Source organism: Nocardia sp. NPDC127606 (assembly GCF_042671725.1).
Taxonomy (GTDB): domain Bacteria; phylum Actinomycetota; class Actinomycetes; order Mycobacteriales; family Mycobacteriaceae; genus Nocardia.
This window is the reverse complement of sequence record NZ_JBHXWQ010000008.1, coordinates 14502-29769: the sequence shown is the minus strand read 5'-3', so window position 1 is coordinate 29769 and position 15268 is coordinate 14502. Positions and strand designations below refer to the sequence as shown.

General features: G+C 68.3%; 16 protein-coding genes. 8 read left to right on the top strand and 8 right to left on the bottom strand.

From position 1 onward, the window contains the following. Position 1 precedes the first annotated feature (1 nt). The 3 genes from ACFVJ5_RS28200 (at position 2) to ACFVJ5_RS28190 (ending at position 3404) form a co-directional block, all read left to right on the top strand. Positions 2-1258 carry a KasA/KasB family beta-ketoacyl-ACP synthase gene (locus ACFVJ5_RS28200; protein ID WP_266299014.1) on the top strand — a complete coding sequence of 419 codons (1257 nt, stop codon included), beginning with the start codon at positions 2-4 and terminating at the stop codon, positions 1256-1258. Positions 1259-1375: 117 nt separating this feature from the next. Next, positions 1376-2806: an acyl-CoA carboxylase subunit beta gene (locus ACFVJ5_RS28195; RefSeq protein WP_379224626.1), complete on the top strand. Its 1431-nt coding sequence runs from the start codon at positions 1376-1378 to the stop codon at positions 2804-2806. Between the two features lie 133 nt (positions 2807-2939). Further along, positions 2940-3404, top strand: coding sequence for a winged helix-turn-helix transcriptional regulator (locus ACFVJ5_RS28190; protein ID WP_379224624.1), 465 nt, complete (start codon positions 2940-2942; stop codon positions 3402-3404). A 22-nt stretch (positions 3405-3426) separates the two neighbouring features. Here the strand turns inward: ACFVJ5_RS28190 and ACFVJ5_RS28185 are convergent, their stop codons facing one another. Together ACFVJ5_RS28185 and ACFVJ5_RS28180 are read right to left on the bottom strand one after the other, a co-directional pair. Continuing rightward, positions 3427-4122: a nitroreductase gene (locus ACFVJ5_RS28185; RefSeq protein ID WP_379224622.1), complete on the bottom strand. Its 696-nt coding sequence runs from the start codon at positions 4120-4122 to the stop codon at positions 3427-3429. Between the two features lie 116 nt (positions 4123-4238). Next, complete coding sequence (locus ACFVJ5_RS28180) at positions 4239-6074, bottom strand: VWA domain-containing protein (protein WP_379224620.1); 1836 nt, start codon at positions 6072-6074, stop codon at positions 4239-4241. A gap of 194 nt (positions 6075-6268) precedes the next feature. Here ACFVJ5_RS28180 and ACFVJ5_RS28175 point away from each other — a divergent pair, with 194 nt between their 5' ends. Continuing rightward, positions 6269-8056: an Eco57I restriction-modification methylase domain-containing protein gene (locus tag ACFVJ5_RS28175; protein ID WP_379224618.1), complete on the top strand. Its 1788-nt coding sequence runs from the start codon at positions 6269-6271 to the stop codon at positions 8054-8056. Here the strand turns inward: ACFVJ5_RS28175 and ACFVJ5_RS28170 are convergent. The 4 genes from ACFVJ5_RS28170 to ACFVJ5_RS28155 all read right to left on the bottom strand — a co-directional run bounded on the left by ACFVJ5_RS28170 (position 8024) and on the right by ACFVJ5_RS28155 (position 10439). Further along, positions 8024-8647: a TetR/AcrR family transcriptional regulator gene (locus tag ACFVJ5_RS28170; RefSeq protein ID WP_379224616.1), complete on the bottom strand. Its 624-nt coding sequence runs from the start codon at positions 8645-8647 to the stop codon at positions 8024-8026. The genes ACFVJ5_RS28175 and ACFVJ5_RS28170 overlap by 33 nt on opposite strands. Positions 8648-8654: 7 nt before the next feature. Further along, entirely contained in the window at positions 8655-8843 is a 189-nt protein-coding gene (locus ACFVJ5_RS28165; protein WP_101469192.1) for a hypothetical protein, read from the bottom strand. 115 nt (positions 8844-8958) lie between these two features. Then, a complete protein-coding gene (locus ACFVJ5_RS28160) occupies positions 8959-9474 on the bottom strand; it encodes a gamma carbonic anhydrase family protein (RefSeq protein WP_101469311.1) in 516 nt (171 codons plus the stop codon). A gap of 8 nt (positions 9475-9482) precedes the next feature. Beyond that, complete coding sequence (locus tag ACFVJ5_RS28155) at positions 9483-10439, bottom strand: GlxA family transcriptional regulator (protein WP_379224614.1); 957 nt, start codon at positions 10437-10439, stop codon at positions 9483-9485. 71 nt (positions 10440-10510) lie between these two features. On the opposite strand from ACFVJ5_RS28155, the gene ACFVJ5_RS28150 reads away from it, so the two are divergent. Beyond that, positions 10511-11281 carry an MBL fold metallo-hydrolase gene (locus ACFVJ5_RS28150; protein WP_379224612.1) on the top strand — a complete coding sequence of 257 codons (771 nt, stop codon included), beginning with the start codon at positions 10511-10513 and terminating at the stop codon, positions 11279-11281. Between the two features lie 8 nt (positions 11282-11289). Here ACFVJ5_RS28150 and ACFVJ5_RS28145 read toward each other — a convergent pair whose 3' ends face one another. Further along, the gene (locus tag ACFVJ5_RS28145) at positions 11290-11523 is read right to left on the bottom strand and encodes a hypothetical protein (protein WP_379224610.1); all 234 of its coding nucleotides are present in this window, start codon (positions 11521-11523) and stop codon (positions 11290-11292) included. A 261-nt stretch (positions 11524-11784) separates the two neighbouring features. Between ACFVJ5_RS28145 and ACFVJ5_RS28140 the strand changes: the two genes are divergently transcribed. After that, positions 11785-11997 (top strand): hypothetical protein, encoded by a 213-nt coding sequence (locus tag ACFVJ5_RS28140; protein ID WP_379224609.1) that lies wholly within the window; start codon positions 11785-11787, stop codon positions 11995-11997. A 28-nt stretch (positions 11998-12025) separates the two neighbouring features. Further along, on the top strand, positions 12026-13138 hold the full coding sequence (gene ald, locus ACFVJ5_RS28135) for an alanine dehydrogenase (protein ID WP_379224607.1): 1113 nt from the start codon (positions 12026-12028) through the stop codon (positions 13136-13138). A gap of 17 nt (positions 13139-13155) precedes the next feature. On the opposite strand, the gene sigJ is transcribed toward ald, so the two are convergent. Further along, positions 13156-14082, bottom strand: coding sequence for an RNA polymerase sigma factor SigJ (gene sigJ, locus ACFVJ5_RS28130; RefSeq protein WP_379224605.1), 927 nt, complete (start codon positions 14080-14082; stop codon positions 13156-13158). Positions 14083-14199: 117 nt separating this feature from the next. Here sigJ and ACFVJ5_RS28125 point away from each other — a divergent pair, with 117 nt between their 5' ends. After that, positions 14200-15138, top strand: coding sequence for a cobalamin biosynthesis protein (locus ACFVJ5_RS28125; protein ID WP_379224603.1), 939 nt, complete (start codon positions 14200-14202; stop codon positions 15136-15138). Positions 15139-15268: the final 130 nt, after the last annotated feature.

Genomic DNA, 15268 nt, shown 5'->3' with positions numbered 1-15268 from the left:
TTTGACCACTCCTGCTCCCAGTACTTTGAACGGGAACTTCCCCAACGTCGTCGTCACGTCGATGGCGGCGACCACGTCGATCGCTGGTGATGTCGATGCGACGTGGAAGGGACTCCTCAACGGTGAGAGCGGAATCGACGTTCTCGAGGATTCCTTCATCGAGGAATACGACCTGCCGGTGCGAATCGGCGGTCACCTGAAGGTCAGCCCCGACACCCTGTTGAGCCGGGTCGAGATCCGCCGCATGGCGTATGTCGAGCGCCTGGCGACCGTTCTCGGTCGTGAGGTGTGGAAGAACGCGGGCAGCCCTGAGGTCGACAACGACCGTCTCGGCGTCGCGATCGGCACCGGACTCGGCGGCGGCGACGCCCTGATCGACTCGGTCGACAAGCTGAAGAACGGTGGCTATCGCAAGATCTCGCCGCTGGCTGTTCAGATGGTCATGCCGAACGGTCCGTCGGCGGTCGTCGGTCTCGAGCTGAAGGCCAGGGCGGGAGTGGTCACTCCGGTCTCGGCGTGCTCGTCGGGTTCGGAGGCCATCGCCAACGCGTGGCGGATGATCGTGATGGGTGACGCCGACATCGTCGTCACCGGTGGTGTCGAGGGCTTCATCGACTCGGTGCCGATCGCGGCGTTCTCCATGATGCGTGCGATGAGTACCCGCAACGACGATCCGAAGGGCGCTTCGCGTCCCTTCGACAAGGATCGCGACGGTTTCGTCTTCGGTGAGGCCGGCGCGCTCATGGTCATCGAGACCGAAGAGCACGCCAAGGCGCGCGGTGCCACCATCCACGCTCGTCTGCTGGGTGCCGGTATCACCTCCGACGGGTTCCACCTGGTGGCTCCCGATCCCGAGGGCACCGGTGCGGCCAGGGCGATGACTCGCGCGATGCAGACCGCTGGTCTGACCAAGAGCGACATCACCCACATCAACGCCCACGCGACCGCGACGCCCATCGGTGACTCCGCCGAGGCGAACGCGATCCACAAGGCGATCGGTAAGCACGCTTCGGTGTACGCGCCGAAGTCGGCACTGGGTCACTCGATCGGCGCCGTCGGCGCCCTGGAGTCGATCCTCACGGTGCTCGCGATCCGGGACGGCATTGTTCCGCCGACACTGAACCTGGACAACCAGGATCCGGAGATCGATCTCGATGTGGTGCACGGGGAAGCCCGTCGCCAGGAAATCGAGTACGCGATCAACAATTCCTTCGGTTTCGGTGGGCACAACGTCGCGCTCGCCTTCGGTCGGGCATAAGCCGCCGACTGCATTCCGATCCCCGGTGGGGGTCGTGCCAACTGAATGGTTCGACTCCCACCGGCGGTTCGCCACAGCAGCCGCCGCCGCGGCAATCTTTACGAAGGAGTGAGCGCGATGACCATCATTGCTCCCGCGTTTCAAGACACCACCACCGATCCGCGCGACCCACTGGGTCGGCTCCAACGCTTCTTCGACCCCGGCACCGTCCTGCCGCTGCATCCGCGCGACCGCTCCGGCGTGCTCGCCGCGATCGGCGAGGTCGACGGGGTCCGCACCGTGGCCTACTGCTCCGACGCCACCGTCATGGGTGGCGCGATGGGCGTGGAGGGCTGCAAGCACATCGTCGACGCGATCGACACCGCGATCGAATCCGGCATTCCCGTCGTCGGGCTGTGGCACTCCGGTGGTGCGCGCCTGGCCGAGGGTGTCGAGGCGCTGCACGCGGTAGGCCTGGTCTTCGAGGCCATGGTTCGTGCGTCCGGCCTGGTGCCCCAGATCTCGGTGGTGCTCGGCTTCGCCGCCGGTGGCGCCGCCTACGGTCCGGCGCTGACCGACGTGGTCATCATGGCGCCGGAGGGCCGCGTGTTCGTCACCGGACCCGACGTGGTGCGCTCGGTGACCGGCGAGAACGTCGACATGGAGACCCTCGGTGGTCCCACCACACACTTCAAGAAGTCCGGCGTCTGCCACATCGCCGCCGACGACGAGGCCGACGCCATGCACCGCGCGCGCCGGCTGGTGTCGATGTTCGCCGAGCAGGGTGAGTTCGACCTGGTCGCGGCCGAGCACGGCGATGTCGATCTGAAGGCGATGCTGCCGGAGTCGGCCAAGCGCGCCTACGACGTGAAGCCGATCGTGCACGAGCTGCTCGACAACGTCGACGGTGAGTCCTCCTTCGAGGAACTCCAGGGTGGTTACGCCCGCAGCATGGTCACCGGCCTCGGTCGGCTCGGCGGTCGCACCGTCGGCATCCTGGCCAACAACCCGCTGCGCCTCGGCGGCTGCCTCAACTCCGAAAGTGCCGAGAAGGCTTCACGTTTCGTGCGTCTGTGCGACGCGTTCGGCATCCCGCTGGTCGTGGTGACCGACGTGCCCGGCTACCTCCCCGGTGTCGGCCAGGAGCTCGAGGGCGTGGTCCGTCGCGGCGCGAAGCTGCTGCACGCCTTCGCCGAAGCCCGCGTCCCCCGCGTCACCCTGGTGACCCGCAAGATCTACGGCGGCGCCTACATCGCGATGAACGCCCGCGCCCTCGGCGCCACCGCCGTCTACGCCTGGCCCGGTTCCGAAGTCGCCGTCATGGGCGCCAAGGCCGCCGTCGGCATCCTGCACAAGAAGGCACTCGCCGCCGCCCCCGAATCCGAGCGCGAAGCCCTCCACGAGCGCCTCACCGCCGAACACGAGCAGCTCGCGGGCGGCGTCGAACGCGCCGTCGCCATCGGCGTCGTCGACGAGGTCATCGACCCTGCCAAAACCCGCAGCATCATCGCCGCGGCCCTCGCTGCGGCTCCGGCCCGCAATAGCCACCACAAGAACATCCCGCTGTGATCTGAACTGACACAGCAACTTCGGGCCCCGGGAGATTCTTCCGGGGCCCGAAGTCGTCGTGGGTCAGCCGGCTGCTCGGGGAGAACCCCGTCTACCGCGCCGCAGCCGTGCCCGTTCGGGGGATAATGGCGGGGTGCGCTATGAGGAACTCGCAGACGTCCCGTGCTCCATCACGCGGCCGCTGGTGATCTTCGGTGATCGCTGGACCTTGCTGATCCTGAAGTACAGCTTCGCCGGGGTGCGGCGTTTCAACGCGTTCCAGAGCGCGCTGGGGATTTCGCGAAGTCGGCTGCGGGACCGCCTCGAGCGCCTGGTCGAACACGAGATTCTGGTGAAACGCCCGGCCGATGACGGTGCCTACGAGGAATATCGCCTCACCGAGAAGGGGCACGCGATCTACCCCGTTCTGATGGCGATCCGCGACTGGGGCGACGCCTACATGGCACCGGACGGGCCGCCGGTGGAATACCGGCATCGTGGTTGCGCGGGGGAGGCGCACGCGCATCTGACGTGCGATGAGTGCGCGGCGGAGATCACCGCGCGCGACGTCGAGCCGCAAGCCGGTCCCGGAATGCCCTCGGCCGCGCACCCCGCCTGACGCGGCGCGGTGATCCGCCGGGTCAGGACGTGTGCCAGGTGACCTGGTCGTCGAGGGGTGCGCGAGCGGTGCGGAAGGTGTTGATCGGGTGGGTGGTGTCGGGGTGGCCGAAGGAGATGCCGAAGACGACTTTGCGGGTGTCGGGGATGGCGAAGTAGTCGCGGATGAAGGGGGCGTAGGAGGCCAGGGCGGCTTGGGGCGCGGCGCCGAGGCCGAGGGCTTGGGCGCCGAGGAGGAAGTTCTCGAGCCAGAGACCGCAGTCGACGGCGCCGTAGATGCCGAGGTCGGCTTCGGAGGTGACGATGGCGACGTGCGGGGCGTCGAAGAATTCGAAGTTGCGCACCATCTGGCGCATGGTCTTCTCGTGGTCGCCCTTGACGATGCCGACGCTGTCGTAGAGCTGGAACCCGCAGGCACGGCGACGGTCCCGGTAGATGCCTTCGTAGGCCGTGGGGAATTCGAAATCGGGTGTGTTGCCTGCGGTTTGGATGTGGTCGAGGAGTTCCTTGCGGAACCGCTCGGTGCCTTCGCCCGCGGTGACCACGACCTGCCAGGGCTGGGTATTGCACCACGACGGGGTGCGCTGCGCGAGGGTCAGTAGCTGTTCGATGGTCGCGCGGTCGACCTGTTCGGAGGTGAACTGACGGCAGCTCCAGCGTTCGTCGGCCAGCCGTTGGAGGGTGGCGAAATCGCTGCTGTCGTGCTCGGTCTGCGCCATCGCGCGGCTCCCTACGGTACGGAGAACTGGTCTCATTTTGAGACTAATTTAGCAGTTCGGTCACCGCTGCGGAACCCGCCGGCACCACGAAGCCGAGGTGCCGGCGGAAGCCGGAATCAGTCGCGTCGGCGGGCGACGACCGCGATCGCGATACCGACGCCGACGACCAGCGCCGCGCCTGCCCCGATCAGGACGTACAGGGCCCACGGCCGCGCGACCGTCGCCGGACCGCTCACAGCGACCGTCTGTTCGGCTTCTGGCTGAGCGCTGGCGCCGACGTAGGTCGGCCCGGGTTCCGCCGCGCCCGTCACGGTCACGTCGAGCTGTATCGGCGTCGGCGGCATCGCGTCCGCGCCCATGGGGATGCCGAGTTTGACGGCGATGTAGTGCCAGCCGGCCACCGCCTGCCGCTGCACCTGCGAATCGGACTGATCCCGATTGGCATACCGGACCGGCACCGACGCCAGCGCGAGCTCGGCGCTGGATCTACCGGTGTAAGCGGCGGTGTCGGAGTCGATTTCGCGACCGAGCGGCGAATACAGGGTGGTCTCCACATTCGACGCGGCGGTGCTGTTCGCGCCGCCGGTCTCGGCGAACCGCACGCGGTAGGCCAGTCCCTGTCCCCAGTCGAGCCGCACGCGGTAGAAGACGTACTCGCCCGACTGGAGGGTGTCGGCGTAGTTGCCGCCGCCGGGCAGGGTGGAGGCGGTCGTGAACGAGCCGCCACCACTGATCGGTTGAGCGGGCCCGGCCGGATCGGTGAAGGTCACCGGGGTGTTCACCGCGGCCGGTCCGGGATCGGTGACCCCGGGTTCGATGCCGACCAGAATTTCCATCGGCAGTCGCGCGGGTGAGCCCTTGGCCACCAGATCCCAGTTCAGCTCGAAGTAGTAGCGGCCGCCGCCCTTGCACTGGGCGGACTCGGCACTGGTGGGTTCCTGGGTCGCCCCCTCGAAGGCCTTGGCGACGGTGAGTGCGACGCCGTCACTGGCCCTGGTCTCGAGTTCGCGCTCGCGGATACTGCAGTCGACGCCGTCGCGGCCGAAGACCCGCAGTTCCAGCGCGTTCATGTCCTCGGTCATGGAGACGCCCTTCGCCCGGGGAAACGAGACGATCCCGGTGAAGTAGGCGGTCGCGCCCGCGGGCACGTCGACCGCGTAGAAGCGTTTCTGCTGCTGACCGATGGTGTCGAGGTACTGGCCCGCCTTCGCGACCGGCGCGGTCCGGTACTCGTCGGTGCCGGTGATGGGCGTGCCGGAGGCCTGGTAGTTGCGCAGTGCGGCCGAACTCACCCGCGGCAGAATGCGTTCCAGCGCGGCACCGTCGGCGGCATCGCCGTAGGTGCCGCCGGTGGCCTGGGCCATGCACGTGAGCTGGGCGCGTGCCTTGTCGTCGACGGCGAACCCGATCGAATGCACGATCAGGTCGAGCCCCTGCTGCTTCAACTCCCTGGCGACCTCGCACGGGTCCGGCGGCGAACAGGTGTCGTCACCATCGGAGACGAGCACGATCGAACGCGGCCCGGAATCGGGCAGCGCGTCGGCGGCCTGGCGCAGCGCGGTGCCCATCGGGGTCCAGCCGCGCGCGTGGATACCGTCCACAGCGGTGGTGAGTGCGGGCTTGTCGATGGTGGTGGGCTGCTGCAACACCTGGACGTCGCGGCACCCTGCCGCCTTGTCCGCCTCGGCATTGCCGGTGCCGGTGCCGTAGGTGGTGAGTCCCACCGAGGATTCGGCGGGCGCCGAGGCGACGAACGTGCGCACGGCACGCTTCGCCGAATCCATCATGGTGCCGCCCTGATCGGGACGCTCCATCGAGCCCGAGGCGTCGAGGATGAGCATGGTCGGTGCGTACCGGCCGGGGTCGGCCTGCGCGAGGGCCGGGGGTAACGCGGGCAGCACGGTGAGGGCTACGGCGGTGAGTGCGGCGGTCAGCGTGCTGAGTCTCGGCATCGTCCTCGGCTTCGGTGCAGCGGGGTGAAACCGGACAGACGTTACCTAGCGCCCACTGCTCGCTCCACCCCTGATCCAGTGGTGCAAACCACTGTTTGAAACACCCGATCGGGTTTGCGCAGGTGAGGTCACCGCGCTGCGGCCCGGCTCGCGCCTGCGGCGGATCGGGGCGGTTCCGGGGCACAATCGAACGCATGGCTTTGCAGGCCCGCGACGCGCAGGAGCGCAAACGGCACGGCAGGCACTACACGCCACCGGAGCTCGCGCGGTTCCTGGCGCGACGGGCGCTGCGGTACACCCCACGCGCCGGGGTGCTGCGCGTGCTCGATCCGGCGTGCGGAGACGGCGAGCTGTTGCTGGCGGTTCGTCGGGAAATCGCCTCGAGCGCACCGGATATGGCGGTGCACCTGACGGGATATGACCTGGATCGACAAGCTGTCGCCGAAACCGCCGACCGGGCCGCCGCGCTCGGCATCGAAATAGACTGCCGCGGCGGCGATTTCCTGGCAGCGGCGGCACATCTGGCCGACGGCTCGTTCGACTTGATCATCAGCAATCCGCCGTATGTCCGGACCCAGCAGTTGGGCGGCGCGACCGCACAGCTGCTGAGCAAGCAGTTCGGCCTGCGCGGGCGGATCGACCTCACCCATCCCTTCGTCGCCATCGCGCCGCGGCTGCTGGCTGCCGGGGGAGTGCTCGGATTACTCTGTGCCAACCGGTTTCTCACCACGCGCGCCGGATCGAATCTGCGGCGAATTCTCACCGATGAACTGACGCCGATGGAGCTCTACGACCTCGGTGACACCAAACTCTTCGCCGCCGCGGTGCTGCCCGCGATCACCGTCGCCCTGCGTGCCACCGGACCACCCGACTGCCGCTACGTCTCGGTCTATGAGGAACTGGGAGTCGAACCCGACTGCACCACCGAGCTTTTTGACGCGCTGGCCGGCGACGATGCCTGCCGCGTCGGCGCCGGGGGGCGGGTGTTCGCGGTGGAGGTCGGCGTGCTGGCGACAGGCGACGCGGTGGCCCGTGAGCCTGTGCCGGACGTGCGGCCCACGGTGACGACCCCGCCGACGGTGAGCGCGGAGCCGGCAGAGCTGGTCGACCCGCGAGACGGTATCCGGTCCGGCCGTCACGGTGACACCGCGTGGCGCATGTCGCGCCCCGCGGTCGATCACTGGCTCGGCCGGATCGCCGATCGCACCTGGCGCTCGTTCGGGGAGGCCGCGCGGATCAGGGTGGGGATCAAGACGACGGCCGATCGGGTGTTCATCTCGGACCGCTGGGATCAGATGGACCCCACGCCGGAGCCGGAACTGCTGCGGGAGTTGATCACTCACCACGATCTGCAACCCTGGCGAGTCGCGATGGCGCGTGGCACGAAGGTGCTCTACCCTTACGATCTGCTGCAGCCACGCCGCACCCCGATCGATCTGGCCGAATTTCCGTGTGCCGCCGCGTATCTTCGGTCCCACGAACAAGCTCTGTCGGGCAGGCGTTATGTACTCGACGGTGGTCGCAAGTGGTTCGAGATCTGGGTTCCGCAGCGCCCACATCTCTGGGGCGCACCGAAATTGGTGTTTCCCGACATCAGTGAACGTCCGCGATTCGCCCTCGATCGGTCGGGTGCGGTCGTCAACGGTGACTGCTACTGGATCTCGCTCACCGATCTCGGTGCGGGCCGTGCGGCCATCGATCTGGCGTATCTGCTGATGGGCGTGGCGAATTCGGCACTGGGACTGAGGTTCTACGACGCCGTCTGCGGCAACCGGCTGTACTCGGGCCGTCGCCGCTGGATCACCCAGTACGTTGCGCGACTGCCGGTGCCCGATCCTGGCTGCTCGGCGGCGGCCGAGATTGTGCGGAGGGTGCGCGCGCTGCTGGAAGACGGTGTGCCGGTAGCTGATTCGGGCATCGACGAGGCGGTGGCGGCGGCCTTCGGCGTCTCAGTGGATGTCGCGGAGACCGACCATCGGTAGCAGCGTGCGCCGCGCGAACTCCCGCCCGGCTTCCGCGTCGTCGAGCGGAATGAGTCCGTCGGGGGTCAGCGCCAGCGACAGCGCGAGCCGCGCCATGATCTCGGCGACCAGATCGGGATCGAATTCGGGCACCGGCGCGCTGACCTGGAGCTCGCGCAGCTTCTCGGCCAGATACGCGCGCCCGACGGCGAGGATCGGCCCGGCATCGGTGGTGAGTCGGGGCAGGATGATCTCCGGCTCGGTGCTGAGCAACCGGCGTAGCAGTTCGTTGCCTGCGATGGTGGTGACGAAGGCGACGAAGATCTCGACGAGCTGCTCGCCGGGTTCGGTGACCGCGCGTACTCGCTCGTCGATCTCGGTCACGTAGCGCTGCGCCTCGCGCACGCCGACGGCTTCGACCAGGTCGTTCTTGGATTCGTACCGCCGATAGAGGGTGGCCGGGCTGATGCCGGCCCGCCGCGCGATCTCGCCCATGCTCGTGCGCTTGATCCCGAAGTCCAGAAACGCCGACAGCGCACTGTCGAGCAGCTTCTCCCCGTCGGTGACGGGTTTTTCGAGTATCCGCGCGAGGATCGACGTAACGGTAGGCATTACCCCATTATCCCCGTGGCGGCAGATCCAGTGCGGCCATCTCCTGCTCGATCGCATTGGCCGCGAAATGTACTCCGCGAGATCGGAGTTCGTGAACACGGGATTGGAGTGCCTCGATCCCGCCGGGCTGGGCCGCGATATCGGCCACGCTGAGCTGTCCCGCCGCTCGGCGTACACCGGAATGCACGTATGCCACCGTGATACCTCCTGCCTCGCGTATCCGGTGCCGATCGCCGCTCTTATGATCGGACGCAATACGCAGGACAAATGCTATCAGGGTTCCCTACTGGTCACTTGCTCAGTGTGACGGGTCACAACACCTCGGCGTCGCGATGGTTGGTCAGATTGTGCAGATACACCGCCGCGTTGAGCTTGATGCCGTCCTGCTGGGCCGGGGTGAGTTCGCGACGCACCTTGCCCGGCACGCCCGCCACGAGTGAGCCGGGCGGAATCTGCGCGCCCTCGGGAATCAGGGCATTGGCCGCGATCAGGCTGCCCGCGCCGATCACCGCGCCGTTGAGCACGGTCGCGCCCATGCCGACGAGGACGTCGTCGCCGATGGTGCAGCCGTGCAGAATCGCGTTGTGTCCCACCGAGACCCCGGTGCCGACGGTGAGCGCGAAACCGGGATCGGCATGCAGCACGCAGCCGTCCTGGATATTGGTGCGCGCGCCAATGCTGATCTGTTCGAGGTCGCCGCGCAGCACCGCCGAGTACCAGACGCCGACCTCGGCGCCCAGGCGCACCCGCCCGATCACGGTCGCGTTCGGCGCGATCCAGGCAGTGTCGTCGATCTCGGGAGTGAACCCGCTCACCTTGATGATCATGAACGTCATTATTGCGCCGCACCGCGGAACTGCGCGCGGTGGGCCGCCGGAGATGTGCCGAGCACGCGGTGGAAGTGGTGGCGCAGACTCACCGTGCTGCCGAAGCCGGTGTCGCGGGCGACCCGGTCGACGGTGTCGTCGGTCGACTCCAGCAGCAGCCGGGCATGGTCGATGCGTTGCTGCAGGAGCCACTGCTGGGGACTGGTTCCGGTGCGATCGCGGAAGCGGCGGGTGAAGGTGCGCCGCGACATCAGTGCCTCGCGTGACCAGTTGTCGAGGTCGACGGCGGTGTCGAGGCGGGCGCGAGCCCAGGCCATCGCGCATTCGATCGGATCGTCGGGGTCGTCGTCGGGCACCGCGATCGGGATGTACTGCGCCTGCGAGCCATGGCGGTGTGGGGCGGTGACCAGCGATCGTGCCAGTTCGGTGGCAGCGCGGACGCCGAGGTCGGTGCGGACGATGTGCAGGCAGCAGTCCAGCGCGGCGGCGACGCCCGCGGAGGTGATCACGTCGCCCAGGTCGCTCCACAGGGTGTCGGCGCGTACGTGGACGTCGGGGTAGGCCATGGCCAGTGCGTCGGCGGCGGCCCAGTGGGTGGTGACCTCGCGGCCATCGGCGAGCCCGGTCGCCGCGATCGCCCAGGAGCCGAGGCACAGCCCGACCAGCCGGGCGCCGTTGGCGTGGGCGGTGTGGACCGCCTCGTTGAGTGCGGGCGAAATCCCTTGGTCACGTACCCATCCGGGAAAGACCACCAGGTCGGCGGTGCTCACGGTATCGAGGCCGTGTCGAACGGTGACGTCGAAACCGGCTGCGGTGGACAGTGTTCCGGGTTCCTCGGCGCAGACCCGCACGTCGTAGGGCGACGCGTCGTCGACGCCGGTACCGGATCTGCCGAACACCAGGCTCGGCACCGACAGGTGGAACGGGCTGATTCCGTCGAACGCGATCACGGCCACCGAGGTCATGGCCCGATCTTATCGGTGTACGGCCTGCAGGCCACTGTCGGGCGGTGGCCCGCTCGGCGAAAGTTATCGGCATGACCGAGACGATCACCCGCCCCGCCCTGGCAGCCGCCCTGCATATCGGCGGCCCGACCCTGCGTTTCCGCTACGGCGGACTGACCTGGCTCACCGATCCGACGTTCGACGAGCCCGGCGACTACCCCGGTCCGATCACCCTGCACAAGCTCAGCGGTCCGGCCGTGTCGGTCGAGGAGATCGGGACGATCGACGTCGTGCTCCTCTCGCACGACCAGCACGCCGACAATCTCGACACCGCGGGCCGTGCGCTTCTCGCCGAGGTCGACACGGTCCTCTCGACACCGGATGCCGCGAGCCGGATCGAGGGTGTGCGCGGCCTGGCGCCGTGGGAGACGGTGACCGTCGGGGCGGTGGAGATCACCGCGGTGCCCGCGCTGCACGGGCCGCCGGGATGCGAGCCGTTCAGCGGTGTGGTCACCGGATTCGTGCTGCGTGCACCGAGTGAGCCCACGGTGTACGTGTCCGGCGACAACGCCTCGGTGGAGTTGGTGGAGCAGATCGTCGAGCGGATCGGGCGCATCGACGCCGCGGTGTTGAACATCGGCGGGGCCAATGTGGGGCGGTTCGGCGACAGTGACGTCACGTTGAACGCCCGCACCGCCGTCGCGGCCGCCGCGGTGCTCGGCGATGCCGTGATCGTCGCCGTGCACGCGGAGGGATGGGGTCACTTCAGTGAGTCGCTGGATTACCTCGAGCGCACCTTCGCCTACGCCGATCGCGCGCACCAGCTGATCGTGCCGGTGCGAGGTGAAATGTTTTCCGTCTGAGCGGCGATTCATTGAATAGTTCTGCTATCTAACATTTTTCGTCGACCCGCACCTGCTCCTGCCAGGTGCGGGTCCGTGGGCTGAGGAGAAGACATGTTGCGGAAGTTACTGAGGGGCAACCTGTTCCGGATCGCGCTCGGTGTGCTGATGGCATTGGTGGTGTTCGCAGTCGGTGCCTGTTCGTCGGACGGTGGCGACTCCGGTGATTCGGGATCGACTTCGGTATCGAAGACGTCGGTCACCGCGACACCGTCGGTAACGCCGACGAGTTCGCCTGCGGCATCGGCTGTTCCGGGAGGTTCGGGTGGTGGATCGACCCCGGAGTCGTCGTATTACCACTCACCCACGCAGGCCGCGCCGGGGTCGCCCGCGCAAGGCGAGATCCCGCCCGGGTACACCTGTGTGCCGGGGCCGGATTGTGGAACGGACTCCTGCGGTCACAACGAATGCGGTATCCCGCCCGGATACAACTGTGTGCCCGGCCCGGATTGCGGAACAGACTCTTGCGGTCACAACGAGTGTGGCGAAACGGTCCCGCCGGTCACGACGACCGTGGCCCCGACCACCACGCCGCCGCCGGTGACGACGACGCAGACAACAGCACCGCCGACCACCACCACCGTTCCGGCGACGGCCCCGGAAACCACGTCCAGCCCGCCGGCTCCAGCCCCGGCGTAATCGGCTCGACCGCGACACGCGATCGAGCCGACGGCTGAGCTCCGGCCCAGGTCCTAGGCTTGCCGGATGACGCGAACGGGCGTAGTCGTCGGGGTTCCGAAGGAGGTCAAGCCGCAGGAGTTCCGGGTGGCTCTCACCCCGGCGGGCGCCACCGAACTGGTCGCGCACGGGCACGAGGTGCTCGTGCAGGCCGGCGCCGGTGTCGGGTCCGGCTTCGCCGACGACGACTATCGCGCCACGGGTGCGTGGATCGTGGCCGACGCCGATCAGGTCTGGGCGCGGGCGGATCTGGTGGTGAAGGTGAAAGAGCCCATCGCGCAGGAATACTCACTGATGCGCCGCGATCAGGTGCTGTTCACCTTCTTGCACCTGGCGGCATCGAAGGAGTGCACCGACGCGATCCTGTCCGCGGGAATCGTCGCCATCGCGTACGAGACGGTGCGCGGGCCCGACGGGTCGCTGCCGCTGCTCGCGCCGATGAGCGAGGTGGCCGGCAAGCTCAGCGCGCAGGTCGGGGCCTATCACCTGATGGCGCCGATGGGTGGCGGCGGCGTGCTGCTCGGCGGTGTGCCCGGGGTGCGACCGGCGGATGTGGTGGTGCTCGGCGGCGGTGTCGCGGGGACGAACGCTGCGAGTATCGCGGTCGGGATGGGCGCCGTGGTGAGCGTGCTCGATACGAATCTGGCGCGTCTGCGTGCGCTCGACGCTCGCTTCGCCGGTCGGGTCGGCACCCTCGCTTCGCACGCTTTGGAGATCGAAAAAGCCGTTGTCGCCGCGGATCTGGTGATCGGGTCGGTGCTGGTGCCGGGCGCCAAGGCGCCGAAACTCGTGTCCGACGAACTCGTCGCGCGGATGCGGCCAGGCTCGGTGCTCGTCGATATCGCCGTCGATCAGGGCGGTTGCTTCGCCTCGACCCGGCCGACCACCCACGCGAATCCGACCTTCGCCGTGGCGGATTCCCTGTTCTACTGCGTGGCGAACATGCCGGGCGCGGTGCCGCACACCTCTACGGTGGCGCTCACCAACGCCACCCTGCCGTTCGCCTCGGTGATCGCCGACAAGGGCTGGCGCGGAGCCTGCGCCGCCGACCCCGGCCTGGCCGCGGGACTCACGGCCGTCGACGGCAAGCTGCTGTCCGCCGAAGTCGCGGCCGCGCACGGATATCCCCTCGGCGCGTAACCGGGGCCGCGTCGCGGCTACCTGCCGCCGCCCAGGTACCAGTCCGGGTCGCCGTCGATGGGCAGGTCGCGCAGCTTGTCGGGATTGCGCACCACATTGATGGCGACGACGCGACCGGCGTCGATGACGAACGAGAAGACGCCGATATTGGTGCCGTCGAACACGACCAGGCCCGGCATGCCGTTGACCAGCACCGCCCGACCCCAGCCGTTCGCCGCGGTGTACCAGCCGAGCAGCATCTTGGCGATGAGCTCCGCGCCGCGCACCGGCTGACGGATGGCGGGCACCTTGCCGCCGCCGTCGGCGGTGAGGACCACGTTCTCGTCGAGGATGCCGAGCAGCGAACTCAGATCACCCGAGCGCCAGGCCAGCGAGAACGCCGAGACGACCTTCTCCTGTTCGGCGGGCGAAGCGGGAAAACGTGGGGTGCCGTTCTCGACGTGCTTGCGGGCACGTGAGGCGAGCTGCCGGACCGCGGCGGGCGTACGCCCGACCACCTCGGCGACTTCGGGGCCGGACATGCCGAACACGTCTTGCAGCACGAACGCGGTGCGTTCGGCGGGCGAGAGCGACTCGAGCACGACCAGCAGCGCGGTGGTGACGCGTTCGTCCTGGGAGATGCGGTCGGCCGGATCGTTCCAGGAAGTGACCTCGGGTTCCGGCAGCCACTCGCCGACGTACTGTTCGCGGCGAGCGCGCGCGGACCCGAGCTGGTCCAGCGCGAGGCGGCCGATGACGGTGGTGAGCCAGGCACGCAGGTTGTCGATCTCGTCCGCCTTGCCCGCGTCGAACTGCCGCTGCAGGCGCAGCCACGCGTCCTGCACCACGTCTTCGGCGTCGCTGATGCTGCCGAGCGTGCTGTACGCGAGACGCCGCAGGTAGGGGCGGTGTTCCTCGAAGCGGCGGGCCAGTTCGGCCTGATCGAGAGGCTGCGGTGCGGTCATGGTGTGCGCCCGTTCGGTTGATCTTGCTCGGTTCCGGCGAGTCTAGAAGTGCCGTCACAGTGATGACGAAGCAGTGGTCATGGGTGTGACATTCGCGGCGAGGGCTACCCTCGGCCGGTGCGGAACGGGACATCGACGGCGGTCGGGCTGGTGCTGGGATTTGTGCTCGATCGGGTCTTCGCCGATCCACAGCGGTGGCATCCGGTAGCCGGGTTCGGTTCGGCGGCAGTGGCATTGGAAGCCACGACCTATGCCGACGATCGACGTGCCGGGGTGGTCCACGAGGTGATCGCGGTCGGCTCGGTGGTAGGGCTCGGTGCGCTCGCTACCCGAAGGCGGGGCGGGGGTGGTGCTGTGCTGCTGACCGCGTTGGCTACCTGGACCGCGTTGGGTGGTCGCAGTCTCGTTCGTGCCGGACACGCCATGGCCGATCGTCTCGACGCCGGCGATCTCGACGGTGCCCGTGAGCTGTTGCCTTCGCTGTGTGGGCGGGACCCGTCGGTGCTCGATGCCGATGGGCTCGCGCGCGCCGCGCTCGAATCCATTGCCGAGAACACCTCGGATGCGGCGGTCGCACCGCTGCTGTGGGGCGCGGTCGCGGGTTTGCCGGGAGTGCTGGGGTATCGCGCGGTCAACACTCTCGACGCGATGGTCGGTTACCGGAACGAGCGGTACGAACGGTTCGGCTGGGCTGCTGCTCGTACCGACGATGTTGCCAATCTTGTCCCTGCCCGTGTCACCGGGCTGCTCACGGCGGCCCTCGCTCCGGTGGTCGGCGGGAAACCTTCGGGTGCGTTGCGCGCATGGCGGCGTGATGCTGCCGGGCATCCGAGTCCCAATGCGGGGGTTGTCGAGGCGTCTATGGCGGGAGCCCTCGGTATCGGGCTGGGTGGACGCACGCAGTATCGCCACGGGACCGAACTTCGGCCGACTCTGGGTGACGGGCCGACGCCCACGGCCGCGGATCTGCGGCGTGCGGTGCGGATGTCCGGGGCTGTGCAGGTTGGGGCGGTTGCGGTTGCGGGTGTGATCGCCTGGCTGCGGGGCGGGCGGTAGGCGTGCGGTTTGGTAGTGAGCGGGATGACAGGGGATAAGTAGTCCCAGACGGTTTGACGCTGTGTTTATTGGCGCGCTGGCGCGCGCGTGTCCGCGGCCCGGCCGCGGACCGGCCACTTCGTGGCCGCCG

Bases quoted from the DNA above. Each gene is read 5' to 3' on its own strand.
- ACFVJ5_RS28180 (WP_379224620.1), bottom strand. From the start codon at position 6,074: ATGCCGAGACTCAGCACGCTGACCGCCGCACTCACCGCCGTAGCCCTC.
- ACFVJ5_RS28150 (WP_379224612.1), top strand. From the start codon at position 10,511: ATGACCGAGACGATCACCCGCCCCGCCCTGGCAGCCGCCCTGCATATC.
- ACFVJ5_RS28155 (WP_379224614.1), bottom strand. From the start codon at position 10,439: ATGACCTCGGTGGCCGTGATCGCGTTCGACGGAATCAGCCCGTTCCAC.
- ACFVJ5_RS28185 (WP_379224622.1), bottom strand. From the start codon at position 4,122: ATGGCGCAGACCGAGCACGACAGCAGCGATTTCGCCACCCTCCAACGG.
- sigJ (WP_379224605.1), bottom strand. From the start codon at position 14,082: ATGACCGCACCGCAGCCTCTCGATCAGGCCGAACTGGCCCGCCGCTTC.
- ACFVJ5_RS28195 (WP_379224626.1), top strand. From the start codon at position 1,376: ATGACCATCATTGCTCCCGCGTTTCAAGACACCACCACCGATCCGCGC.
- ald (WP_379224607.1), top strand. From the start codon at position 12,026: ATGACGCGAACGGGCGTAGTCGTCGGGGTTCCGAAGGAGGTCAAGCCG.
- ACFVJ5_RS28160 (WP_101469311.1), bottom strand. From the start codon at position 9,474: ATGATCATCAAGGTGAGCGGGTTCACTCCCGAGATCGACGACACTGCC.
- ACFVJ5_RS28175 (WP_379224618.1), top strand. From the start codon at position 6,269: ATGGCTTTGCAGGCCCGCGACGCGCAGGAGCGCAAACGGCACGGCAGG.
- ACFVJ5_RS28170 (WP_379224616.1), bottom strand. From the start codon at position 8,647: ATGCCTACCGTTACGTCGATCCTCGCGCGGATACTCGAAAAACCCGTC.